Annotated in this window: 8 protein-coding genes, 1 tRNA gene and 1 pseudogene; 6 read left to right on the top strand and 4 right to left on the bottom strand. The window is 64.7% G+C overall.

Annotated elements, in window-relative coordinates; all coding sequences use genetic code 11:
* Window positions 1-67: 67 nt before the first annotated feature.
* Complete coding sequence (gene wblA / locus ACZ4N5_RS02440) at window positions 68-406, bottom strand: transcriptional regulator WblA (protein ID WP_028799159.1); 339 nt, start codon at window positions 404-406, stop codon at window positions 68-70.
* Between the two features lie 405 nt (window positions 407-811).
* Here wblA and ACZ4N5_RS02435 point away from each other — a divergent pair, with 405 nt between their 5' ends.
* A complete protein-coding gene (locus ACZ4N5_RS02435; RefSeq protein WP_467755265.1) occupies window positions 812-3091 on the top strand; it encodes a transglycosylase domain-containing protein in 2280 nt (759 codons plus the stop codon).
* A gap of 133 nt (window positions 3092-3224) precedes the next feature.
* Here ACZ4N5_RS02435 and ACZ4N5_RS02430 read toward each other — a convergent pair whose 3' ends face one another.
* Window positions 3225-3689, bottom strand: coding sequence for a GatB/YqeY domain-containing protein (locus tag ACZ4N5_RS02430; protein WP_467755264.1), 465 nt, complete (start codon window positions 3687-3689; stop codon window positions 3225-3227).
* 204 nt (window positions 3690-3893) lie between these two features.
* Here ACZ4N5_RS02430 and ACZ4N5_RS02425 point away from each other — a divergent pair, with 204 nt between their 5' ends.
* The 3 genes from ACZ4N5_RS02425 to ACZ4N5_RS02415 all read left to right on the top strand — a co-directional run bounded on the left by ACZ4N5_RS02425 (window position 3894) and on the right by ACZ4N5_RS02415 (window position 6150).
* Complete coding sequence (locus ACZ4N5_RS02425; protein ID WP_467755263.1) at window positions 3894-4820, top strand: metallophosphoesterase; 927 nt, start codon at window positions 3894-3896, stop codon at window positions 4818-4820.
* A 427-nt stretch (window positions 4821-5247) separates the two neighbouring features.
* Window positions 5248-6048 (top strand): Pr6Pr family membrane protein, encoded by an 801-nt coding sequence (locus ACZ4N5_RS02420; RefSeq protein WP_467755262.1) that lies wholly within the window; start codon window positions 5248-5250, stop codon window positions 6046-6048.
* Between the two features lie 28 nt (window positions 6049-6076).
* Window positions 6077-6150 (top strand) — tRNA-Pro (locus ACZ4N5_RS02415).
* A gap of 709 nt (window positions 6151-6859) precedes the next feature.
* Here ACZ4N5_RS02415 and ACZ4N5_RS02410 read toward each other — a convergent pair.
* Together ACZ4N5_RS02410 and ACZ4N5_RS02405 are read right to left on the bottom strand one after the other, a co-directional pair.
* The gene (locus ACZ4N5_RS02410; protein ID WP_467755261.1) at window positions 6860-7978 is read right to left on the bottom strand and encodes a ParB N-terminal domain-containing protein; all 1119 of its coding nucleotides are present in this window, start codon (window positions 7976-7978) and stop codon (window positions 6860-6862) included.
* A gap of 356 nt (window positions 7979-8334) precedes the next feature.
* Window positions 8335-9570, bottom strand: a pseudogene (locus ACZ4N5_RS02405) (LacI family DNA-binding transcriptional regulator).
* Between the two features lie 45 nt (window positions 9571-9615).
* On the opposite strand from ACZ4N5_RS02405, the gene ACZ4N5_RS02400 reads away from it, so the two are divergent.
* Both ACZ4N5_RS02400 and ACZ4N5_RS02395 read left to right on the top strand, forming a co-directional pair.
* The gene (locus ACZ4N5_RS02400; protein WP_467755260.1) at window positions 9616-9837 is read left to right on the top strand and encodes a hypothetical protein; all 222 of its coding nucleotides are present in this window, start codon (window positions 9616-9618) and stop codon (window positions 9835-9837) included.
* 158 nt (window positions 9838-9995) lie between these two features.
* Window positions 9996-11243, top strand: a complete 1248-nt coding sequence (locus ACZ4N5_RS02395) for an XRE family transcriptional regulator (RefSeq protein WP_467755259.1) — start codon at window positions 9996-9998, stop codon at window positions 11241-11243.
* The last annotated feature ends 1029 nt before the right edge of the window (window positions 11244-12272 follow it).

Here is a 12272-nt window from a genome sequence, read left to right as displayed (position 1 = left end):
TGGAAGGGCTCGGACGGGCGCCTGAGAGGCCCGAGGGTGGCGTCCCGCCCCGAAGGGCGAACTCCCCTCAGCCCACCGCCGCGTAGCGCTCGTACACCTCTTCCTCGTCGAGAGGCAGCAGGCCCGCGCCGCGCTCGTACTCCGTACGCGCGGTCTCGAGCAGGCGGCGCCACGAGGTGACGGTCGGCCGCCGGCGCAGCAATGCGCGGCGCTCGCGCTCTGTCATGCCACCCCACACGCCGAATTCGACGCGGTTGTCGAGCGCGTCGGCGAGGCACTCCGTGCGAACCGGACATCCGGTGCACACTGCCTTGGCCCTGTTCTGCGCTGCTCCTTGAACGAACAGTTCATCTGGATCGGTAGTGCGGCAGGCCGCCTGCGCACTCCAGTCGGTTACCCAGCCCATACCGGCGCCGTCCTCTCCCGAATCGAGGCTCCCCCACGGCGGCAGCGGCATATTCACCGCCGCCAGTTGAGGACGTTACGGAAGGTGGGCACAGCGCAACACCCCCTTCGGGCCCAATCTTGAATGGCCCGAACGGACTATGCGTAAGCGGCAGATCACCCGGGGGAGTGAGCCGAGGACATGCGCGACCATCCCGACAAACCCGGACACTTCAGTCGAGTCACAACGGACGCCATGTGACACACAAGGCTGATTCGGACACGTGCTCCACAGGGACGCGGAACCTCCGGAACGATTCGGGGTCGCCGGACGTATTGATACGTGGCCGCACTGCTGTGACAGTTGAGAGCAGCTTAGGCCAAGGCATATACGCGTGTCCGGCGAATGAGAACGTAGGCTGCCCTCATGCCAAAGAAGCGCTCGGGCGGTGGTCTGTCCCCTACGCAGCAGGCCGCCAAGTTCCTCGGTGTCAGCGTGCTCGCGGGCGCCGTCATGGCCGGAATCGCGCTGCCCGCAGCGGGCGCGCTCGGTCTGGCTGCCAAGGGCTCGGTCCAGGGGTTCGATGACATTCCGGACAATCTGAAGAGTCCGTCGCTGAGTCAGCGGACCACGATCCTGGACAGCAAGGGCGGTCCGATCGCGACGGTCTACTCGCGCGACCGCACGGTGATCGACCTCAAGAACATCTCGCCCTACATGCAGAAGGCGATCGTCGCGATCGAGGACTCGCGCTACTACCAGCACGGCGCGATCGACCTCAAGGGCATCCTGCGCGCGGTCAACCAGAACGCGCAGAACGGCGGGGTGGCCCAGGGCGCCTCCACCCTGACCCAGCAGCTGGTGAAGAACTACTTCGTGGAAGAGGCCGGCGACGACCCGACCAAGGTCGCCCAGGCCACCCAGCAGACCATCGGCCGCAAGATCCGCGAGCTCAAGTACGCGATCCAGCTGGAAGAGAAGCTGGGCAAGAAGAAGATCCTCGAGAACTACCTGAACATCACGTTCTTCGGGGAGCAGGCGTACGGCATCGAGGCCGCCTCCCAGCGCTACTTCTCCAAGCCCGCCAAGAACCTGAACCTCCAGGAGTCGGCGCTGCTCGCGGGCATCGTCCAGTCGCCGAGCCGGTACGACCCGGTCAACGACGAGGAGGAGGCCACCAAGCGCCGCAACACCGTGCTGCAGCGCATGGCCGAGGTGCACGACATCTCCCAGGAGCAGGCCGACGCCGCCAAGGAGACGAAGCTCGGGCTGCACGTCAGCCAGCCGAAGAACGGCTGCATCACGGCGATCAAGGGCGCCAGCTTCTTCTGCAAGTACGTGGAGAACGTCTTCCTGAGCGACCCGGTCTTCGGCAAGACCAAGGAGGACCGGGCGAAGGTCTGGAACCAGGGCGGCCTGACCATCCGTACGACGCTCGACCCGCAGTCCCAGGCGTCGATCCAGGCGTCGATAAAGGATCACGTCTACAAGTCCGACAAGGTCGCGGCGGCGGCCACCCTGGTCGAGCCCGGCACCGGGAAGATCCTCGGGATGGGCCAGTCGAAGCCGTACGGCTACGGAAAGAACGAGACCGAGTACAACTACTCGGTGAACTACGACATGGGCGGCTCGAACTTCGGCTTCCCGACCGGTTCGACGTTCAAGCCGTTCGTGGCCGCGGCCGCGCTGGAGCAGGGCCGGCCGGCGACGCAGGAGTACTCCTCGCCGAACTCCATGCCGTACCCCAGCCCCGTGCAGACCTGCGGCAGCAAGCCGTGGACGAACCAGGCGAACGAGCAGGTCCCGAACGAGAGCGCGTCGGAGAAGGGCCCGTATCAGCTGAAGGAGGCGATGGCCAAGTCGGTCAACACCTACTTCGTGCAGATGATCTCCGACATCGGCCTCTGCCCGGTGATGAACCAGATCGACAAGCTCGGCGTGGTCCAGGGCAACGGCGACAAGCTCCCCCAGGTGCCCTCCATCGCCCTGGGCGCCAAGGGCATCTCGCCGCTCACCATGGCCACGGCCTACGCCGCCTTCGCCTCCCGCGGCATGTACTGCACCCCGATCGCCATCGAGTCGATCAGCCAGCAGATCGGCGGCCGCGAGAAGTCCCTGGACGTGCCCAAGTCGACCTGCTCGCGGGCCATGTCCGAGCAGACAGCGGACACCGTCAACAGCCTGCTGAGCGGCGTGATCGACTCCGGTACGGGCCAGCAGGCCGGTCTCACCGACCGCGCCAACGCCGGTAAGACCGGTACGACCGACGAGCGCAAGAACGCGTGGTTCGTCGGCTACACGCCGAACCTCTCCGGCGCGGTCTGGGTCGGCAGCGCCACCCAGCGGGTCCACATGACCAACATCCAGATCGGCGGCGTCTACCACGACAAGGTGTACGGCGGTCAGGTCCCCGGCCCGATCTGGCGGGACCTGATGACGGGCGCCCTGGTGGGCAAGGACGCCCCGGCCTTCAACCTGGTCAACATTCCCGACCCCGTGAAGGACAAGGGCAAGGGCAAAGGCCAGGACGACGGGAACAACGGCCGCAACGGCGGGAACGGGAACGGCGGGAACGGAAACGGAAACACCATCACCGGCCAGACCGACGGCGGAGTGGCCTTCCCGACGCCCTCCTTCTCCGTTCCCCAGGGATGGATCCAGGGCAACACGAACAGCGGCAACGGGAACGGCGGCCAGGGCAACTGACCGCCCGCCGGGAACGGGCGCCCGAGCGCCTGAACACGTAACGCCCCGTGGGCCAGGAGTCGATCCTGGCCCACGGGGCGTTCAGCCCAGGAACGGGCGACGGCGTCGGCCGGCCCGGTAAGCGGCCGTGGGTTCAGCCCGCGAGCAACTGCTTCACGACGGCGGCGACACGGCCGCCCTCGGCCAGGCCGGCCACCTTCGGGTTCACGATCTTCATGACCTGGCCCATGGCGCGCGGGCCTTCGGCACCCGCCGCCCTCGCCTCCTCGACGGCCTGGGCGACGATCTGCTGAAGCTCCTCGTCGGACAGCTGCTTGGGCAGATACGTGGCGAGCAACTCGCCCTCCGCCCGCTCCCGCTCGGCCGACTCGGGGCGCCCGCCCTGCGCGAAGGCCTCGGCGGCCTCACGACGCTTCTTCGCCTCGCGGGCGATCACCTTCTGCACCTCGTCGTCGGAGAGTTCGCGCTTGGTCTTGCCCGCGACCTCCTCGTTGGTGATCGCGGAGAGGGTCAGCCGGAGCGTCGAGGAGCGGAGCTCGTCGCGCCCCTTGATCGCGGCGTTGAGGTCTTCCTGCAACTTCGACTTGAGCGTGGTCATGCCGTCCAGTGTCGCAGGTGCGGTGACGCGGACGCCTGTTGATTTCGCAGCGCGCCCGACGGGCGCCCGGAGGCCGCCCGAAGCCCTCCTCCCGGTTTCGCGCGGAGGCCTCCCGGGACCCTCCCTCTCAGCGGTCTCGCTGCGGGTTTCCGGGTTGTCCACAGGCGGGTACGAGGGCTTGTCGGGGTCTGACACGATGGACGTATGCGCGCGCGATACGGAGTACCCCTGGGAATCACGGCGGTGGGCGCCGCCGGTCTGCTGTACTCGGCGGGGTTCGAGGCCCGTTCCTTCCGCCTGCGGCGGATCACGGTCCCGGTCCTGCCGCCGGGGATGCGGCCGCTGCGCGTTCTGCAGGTCTCGGACATTCACATGGTGAGCGGGCAGCGCAAGAAGCAGCGCTGGCTGCGCTCCCTGGCCGGTCTGCGCCCCGACTTCGTGATCAACACCGGGGACAACCTCTCGGACCCGGAGGGCGTGCCCGAGGTGCTGGACGCGCTCGGCCCCCTGATGGAGTTCCCGGGCGCCTACGTCTTCGGTTCGAACGACTACTACGGCCCCAAACTCCGCAACCCCGCCCGCTACTTGTTCGAGAAGGCACACGGCCGTCACGGGCTGAACGGCAACAAGCCGGTCGTGGGCGCCATTCACAACCCGTGGGGCGACCTGCGCGACGGCTTCGACACCGCGGGCTGGGTGAACCTGACGAACGCCCGGGGGACTCTGAAGATCGAGGGCGCGGAGATCGAGCTGACCGGCCTCGACGACCCGCACATCAAGCGCGACCGCTACGCACGCGTGGCCGGCGGCCCGTCCGAGTCCGCCGACTTCTCGATGGGTGTGGTGCACGCCCCGTACCTGCGCACCCTGGACGCCTTCACCGCCGACGGCTACCCCCTGATCCTGGCGGGCCACACGCACGGCGGCCAGCTCTGCCTCCCCTTCTACGGCGCCTTCGTCACCAACTGCGACCTGGACACGGACCGCGTCAAGGGCCTCTCCAGGCATACGGCTGAGGGCCGGACGTCGTACATGCACGTCTCGGCGGGCTGCGGCACGAACCGCTACACACCGGTCCGCTTCGCCTGCCCGCCGGAGGCGTCGCTGCTGACGCTGGTGGAGCGGAAGTAGGGGTCCTCCGGGCCGCCTCGCGGGCGATACCCGGGTGCGACACCGGGGTTGCGATCTCTCGCGGGCAGCCCGGAGACGCGTACGGCGCTCCGCCGACGCAGGCCGCCGGCCGCCGGCCGGAGACCGGAGACCGAGCAAAGTTCCGCCGACGCGTGCAGGAGACACGCACGGCGCTCCGCGGACGCAGGACGGAGACACGTACGGCACTCTCGCTCCGCCGACGCAGGACGGAGACACGTACGGCGTTCTCGCTCCGCCGACGCGGGCCGGAGACCGAGGCCGAGACCGAGCGAGTTCCGCCGACGCGGGCCGGAGACCGAGGCCGAGACCGAGCGAGTTCCGCCGACGCGGGCCGTCACCGCTGCCGTAGTAACCCACCCAGTCGACTCATATCGCCCAAAACGCCCGATCCGCTTAGCGTGGGGCCATGATCACCCCCATGCCGAGGGACATACCCGATCTCCCCGCGATACCGGGCATCCTCCCGTCGACCCGCTCCTTCGTCCCCGCGACGGCGGTGGTGGCTCCCTCGCGCCGCCCGGCCACCGCGGCGTACCGCGTCCTGGTGGCCCTCGCGGCGGCAGCGGGCGTGGCCATCGACATCAAGCTGGGCAACCCGGCCCGGGCGCTGAGCTACTTCACGATCCAGACCAACCTGCTCGTCGCGGTGGTCTTCGCGGCGTCGGCCCGAAGGGCCTGGTCGGCTCGCCGGCCCCTGCCCGGGGTACTGACGGGCGGCACACTGATCTACATCTCGATCACGGGCCTGGTCTATCACCTGATCCTGGCGAACGAGCCGACCCCGTTCTCCATGACCGGAGGCAACGACACGCTCCCCGGCTGGCACGCGGTCGCCAACATGCTCCTCCACACGGTCACGCCGATCGCCGTGGCCCTCGACTGGCTGCTACTGACCCGCCCCACCCCGCTGGCGCTCCGCAACGCGGTGACCTGGCTCCTCTACCCCCTCGCCTACCTGGCCTTCTGTCTGGCCCGCGGCGCGATGCTGTCGCCCGGGACCCCGGCACGCTATCTCTACCCGTTCGTCGACGTGGACCGGCACGGCTACGGGGGCGTCCTCGGCAACACCGCCATCCTCGGCGTCGCCTTCTACGCCCTGGCCTTCCTCATCGTCGTCCTCGACCACGTGCGCCCCGACCCGGTCCGACGCCGCCTCCGACGCCCCGAAAACCGGATTTCGTCTCCGGCCACCAGTGGGCTAAAGTAAACGACGTCGCCGCGAGAGCGGCGACAATCGGGGTGTAGCGCAGCTTGGCAGCGCGCTTCGTTCGGGACGAAGAGGTCGTGGGTTCAAATCCCGCCACCCCGACAGTGAAGTACCAGGTCAGGGGCCTGATCCGCTTAGCGGGTCGGGTCCCTGAGTGGTTTCTGGGGCCTCTTGGGAGAAACCTGGGAGAAGATCTTGTCATCTCTCTCCCAGACGGCACTTACTGGCGCTCCCCTAGATGCTCCGGCTGATGTGGTGAGCAGAACTGACGGCGAGGGTGGGGCACACGGGCGGTCGGACAACCTGACCCCCTTCTCGCCCGACAGCGTGGACGACCGTTAAGGCTCGGCGCATCCGAGTGATCCGCGAGAAGCGGAGCCACAACCAAAGCGCCAACTCTCAGCACCTTCCCTGCGCCGTCAAGACCCGCGCACGGCGCGGGCGGACTACGGAACCTGCAGTGCGCGCGATGTACGTGACCGCAGCCCACGAGTAGCCAACCCCCTTTGCCACCGGCACCCAACACGATCCCCCGGCCCCCAGCCGACAAGTTGAGGTGGCCCTCAAAAGAGGCAGCACTTCTTAGTGAGCGTCTCAGTTGGAGCGGGCAAGAGGCAGAAATGGCAAGCTGGTCCAGGGTGTTGGGTCGGCAATCGGTGCCACCGCGCATCATGAACAGCCGCGAAGTGGCTGCCGAGATGAAGCGCCAGTACAGCTCAGAGTCAGCGACTCAGGGCTACCTCACACTGCTGCACGCGATCGGCCAGCAGAGGCCCGGGTTCCGGCCGCAACTATTGCTCGACCTGCCGCATCAACTGGGCGCGGTCGTTTGCCAGTGCACTAGATCAGGCAACAAATCGTCACTCAGAGGTGCTGTCACGAGGAACTCTCGTACCTCGACACGCACTCCCCGCCTCAGGAGGGGCACGGCTGCTACGAGACGATGATTCCCGTCCAACACTAGGCGCTTCCCCTCCGGCAAGGCGATCGTCGCGATGCACACTTCTTTGCACGTGCCGTCAGACTGCGACGTGAGCCAACTCTGAATCTGCGCTAGACGAAGTTGCCTCTGTCCGCTGACGCGCTCAGAGGCGTCAATCACCGATAAGGCGGCGGCGCCTGGATCGCTCCAAGAGGTCTCTACGCCATCACCGTTCTGATACCACGGGGTGAAATAGATCTCGGCGTCACACACTTGCGACATGCCGAAGTTAGACACGTCAATACTGGCGGTCCCTTCACCTGCCAGATCGAGAAGGAGATCCCAATTCAGGGAAACTCGAATCCGATTTCCACCAGATGCAAAATAGCCCATAAATGACCTGGGTGAAACGTTAGGGGGCTCGGTCAGCATCAGCATTCCCTCCAGGATTGTCTCCAGTTCCGCAACAGCACCTTGAAGCTCCTGAGCGCACCTTTCCTTCCGGAGTCGCAGGTCTCCAGCAAGCGAACGAGCCGCTTCCTTGTATGCCACCCAGTCCCCCTCAGGCGACCATGCCTGATACGCGATGAGGTCGAGGGTTGTGAAACCCTCTATTACCTTCATCGTGCGCGCCATTCCAGCTAAGTACTCGCGCTGCATATCAGTACGCGCCAGGGTTAAAAGGCTCAGCCCAGCCCGCGCGTCAAAAAAAGTCTGACAGATTACCGACGCCTCAGACCCGCCTTTCCTCTTTATAGATCCAGATTCCAAAGCAAGGACAGCTATCTTCTCCGTCATTTCAAGGTCAGCCAAAGCCTCTTGTATCTCTTGCTGACGGCGAGCCAGCATCCCCCCCACCATAGTGACCACAAGCGCCAGAACTACATTTGTCGCCCAATCCGAAAGCGTCCACGTTTGATCAAAAGGAATCAACGTGAGATTTATGAGAACCGCAAAGATCGGAACGATCATTAATGGCAAGTAACCGCGCATCGTGCGAGATTCCAAGGTAACCCCCCTGGCTACCGACTTCCCCCGTTCACAAGATCGAGAATCATAGATTCTTCCCTCACCTTACTGATCAAGTAATGAAAGTGGCGACTGGATATCAATCGGGCGATCGTGGCGATTGGGAGAAGGTGACCGGGCCAGCCTCGACCTGATAGGCCACCGCACATCGGACTTACATCACACGGATTCGAGATTGCGTTCGAACGAAGAGGTCGCTGGTTCCCGCCGCCCCAACAGCCGAAAACCAGTTCAGAGCCAGCGTCCTCATGTGAGGACGCTGGCTCTTTCTGTTGCGTAGGACCTCCTGGGAGAAATCCGGGAGAAGATCTTGGAATCCCACTCCCAGACGGTGCCTACCGAAGTGCTCTCAGACGTTCCTGCAAGAGGTCGTTGAGCACGGCCACCGGAGACGTAAGGCTCATCGCCAACCGCGCATCGAGCGCCGCTTCCCACTCTGCGGTGAGAGCCTCGATCAGGTCCTCGCGCATCTGCCGAGTGATATGCGAGTACGCGCCTGGACCGACCCGTCGATGTGCCCCATGCGCTCATCCATCAGCTTCGGCGGTGTACGAAACCCTTCCATACGCGTCTTGTGCGTATGGCGCAGCCCGTGAGGGGTCAGCCCCTTCGCGATGGGGACCCAGCACGAATCCGCCCGCGCCTTCGCGCCTCTCCCCCGCGCCGGGACGCCGGGCCAGGGTTCGGCGAGTACGGGCACGGGCCGCGCTTCCTGCGGTGCCTTCTTCGGGTACCAGCCTGAAGCGGCCGGTGTGAAGAGCCACGTGGCGAACCCGTTCCTTCGCCAGTGCGCAACCTGATCGACGGCGCCCCCGCCACGGGTGAAGCCAAGGACGTCGATGGCTTCCCGCACTCGGGCTCTGGTCGCTTCGGCTACGGCATCGGGCCGGTTGAGGACGTTGGACACGGTGCCGGTGGAAACGCCGACGCGTCGCGCAACGTCCACCAACTTCGCACCCGTCTCCCCCGTCCGGGAAACCCCCTGCCCGCGGAACACGTACGTCTTGCCGTGACAGGGGCAGGGCGTCGGCTGCGTACGAGCAATGTGTCCGGCCCACAGACGAACGAACCAGGGACAAGCGTCGATGGTGCGGTAGCTGTCGTCCTTGGGAGGGCAGCGCTCGAACTCTCCCGAGTCGAGTTCGTAGAGCTGCCATTCCACCCGCAAGGCTGCGGGGCGAAGGAACTCGGTCTCCAGACCCACGATTTCGCCCCATCGCATGCCTGTGTAGCCCTTGGTGACAGTGCCGACGAACTCATCGTCACGCCCGGAAAGGATGGAGGCTCGTTCGGTGAGCAGAAGGATGCCGAGCGGGTCTGTGACCACCTTCTCCGGTCCGCGGTCACGTGAGCGACCAGCGCTTGCCCCTTCCGCGGCGCTTGGTTGCGGGGTTGGAGGTGATGAGTGCCTCGTTCACCGCGTCTTCGAGGACCAGGTGAAGGGTGCCTCGCCATGTCTTGACGCTCGATACGGCGCAGAGCGCCCGTTCCTTCTTGTCCCAGATGTCGACGTCCGTGCGCTGAATCGACGCGAGCGGATGGTCTTCGAACTCAGGTAGCCGGGGGCCCATGTGGGCTCCGTGCGAGACCTGGCTACGCGGTTCAAGATCTCGGGAATGACGGTGCAGCGAGCGCTTGCGATCCTCCGCGAGGATGGCCTCATCCTGACCACGTCCCGCGGCAGCTACGCCCGCGATCCGCAGCAAGCCACCGAAGCCGACGCGGGTGTCGACCTTCCCGAAGTCCTGCGTCAGCTCGAACATCTCACCTCCCAAGTCTCGGAACTCCGTGGCAGGCTCGAAGCTCTCGAAAGTCGCTCCGTGCCGGGTGGTGCGTGATCTGCAACTAGCATGCGGGGATGGGGAGTTGAGAAGTAAGTGACAACCAGGGGACGGCAGAAGAGGGGAGGGGACATGTCCGGTGACACCTGCCTGTCACCTTCCCTGTCCCCCCGGCTCACGCGCGAGACTCGGAGCAGGCACTCGGAGGAGGGCGCATGACCGACGACAGGCCCGCATGGGCACGGCGTATCGCGGCTGAGCGAATGGCACGCGACTGGTCGCAACGAGACGCAGTCCGGGCCCTACGCGCGCACGCCCCCACCGAGCTGCCCGCGGAAGAGAGCATGATTCGCCAGTGGAAGCGCTGGGAGTCCGGCCAGGCTCCGAACGACTTCTACCAACCGATCATCGCGGCCACCTTCGGCACCGTGACACACGCGCTCTTCCCTGCGCCGGCACGGCGCGATGGAGACCGGGAGATCATGGCAGCGAGCGGTATGGAGACGCTCGAGATCGTGAGCCGTCTCAACCGGTCGGATGTCGACGGCGCCACGCTCGATGCTCTGCGGATCACGACCGACCGACTGTGCTCGGAATACCCGTACATGCCGAGCGGGCAGCTCATCATCGAGGGGCGCCAATGGCTGCGCCGTGTCGTCGAGCTCCACACCAAGAGCCTCACGCTTGCCCAGCACCGCGAGGTACTTGCCCCGTCCGGATGGCTCGCGCTCCTGGTCGGCTGCGTCGAGTACGACATGGGAGACCGTCACGCTGCCGAGACGATGCGGCGGGCGGCCCTCTCGCTCGCGACCGAAGCCGACCAACCAGAGGTTGCCGGGTGGGCGCACGAGATGCGCGCATGGTTCGCGCTCACGACCGGCGACTACCGCGGCGTGATCTCGGCAGCGCAGGCCGGAGGCGAGGTGGCACCGCACCACAGCGTGGCCGTGCAGCTCGCAGGCCAGGAAGCCAAGGCGTGGGCGCGGCTCGGAGACCGCCGGCAAGTTGAGGTCGCGCTCGACAAGGGACGGCGTCTACTCGAAGGAATGCCGCACCCCGACAACTTGGACAACCACTTCGTAGTGGACCCTGCCAAGTTCGACTTCTACTCGATGGACTGCTACCGCCTGGTCGGCGAAGACAAGCTTGCGCGCACGCTCGCCGACGAAGTACTGAGGGCAGGAACGGACTTCGACGGGACCGAGCGCTCACCGATGCGGGACGCGGAAGCGCGAGTCACGCTCGGAGTCACGGCAGCGCGTGAGGGCGACTTGGAACAGGCACTCATCATGGGAGGGCGGGCCCTCGAAGGGGACCGCCAGTCGGTGCCGTCGCTGATCATGACCAGCCGTGAGCTCGCAGCAGAGATGCGACACCGGTACTGCTCCGAGCCAGCAGCCAAGGACTACCTTGCGCGCCTTCACTCGCTCGCCGAGAACAAGCCCGGATTTATGCCCCGCTGAGCTGGCCAGTAGGTTCACGCGAATCGTGACATGAGGATCATCGCCGAAACACTAGGAAAGAGGGAAGGATATGCGAAGAAACACTAATTGGGAAGGCTTACTGCGCGAAAGATCCATAGGTATCAGACAGGATGCAGAGGGGCGAGCTTCCCTCATTGCAGGCCAAGCCGACACTTTACGAGATCGCGATATTCGCGAAAAAATGATTCCCATAATGGAGCGTTACCACATCCAGCCGATAATCACCAGACGACTAGAACGCATCCACCTAGCGTTCTTCATGTCAAGCCTTGCCATTGCCTTAGCGGTCGCAACATACATAATTCACTCACACCCAGCGAGTTACTGGAAACCCGAACGGAAATCAGTCCTGACACAGGGCCAGACGCTAGCATTTGAGCAATTCCTAGCCGCTAGCCTACTTGTCACTATCGGTCCCGCGCTTCACCGCCGAAGGACCTTTTGGCAAACCTTCGGGAAGGGCCCTACAGGAACTCGCGCTGAAACGGTACAGCGCCAATTCTCACCGCTCGCAAAATTTCACGGACACGCCATTTTTGCGGCTTCAACTTTCTTCTCATTTGGGGCAGTGGGAGTAATTGGGTTAATTCGCACCTACGAAGGATGGCCCACGGGTTTTGCTGTCATCTTGCCAGCCACAATTATTGCTGGGTACGGAATCAGTAGAGCCGCTCACACACTTGAGGGGCAACTGCATCGACGTCACCGACTTCGCACTGTCCACAGTCTTGACGTTGTGACTCTGGCACTATTCGAACTGTCAAGCCTCACCATAGCTGCTAGATATACAGACTGGTATGAGTGCACGAACAATCGGATGCTCTTCAGGAAAAACATCGAAATATGGGCTGCTCGCATAGAGGCATACCCTATTCAAATTCGATATACCACCTTGCGCGAGAGATCCTTGCGGCGTGAAATTCGATCCTTTCACCTCAGAGTGGCGGCTGCCATCCGGAGCCACTCGGTAGAGTTGGCGAAAGTACGAGAAGAATCCCAGTATCTTCT

It is taken from the genome of Streptomyces sp. NPDC026500 (genome assembly GCF_055567635.1).
The sequence above is the reverse complement of the archived record's forward strand: the minus strand, read 5'-3'. Positions and strand labels throughout refer to the sequence as shown.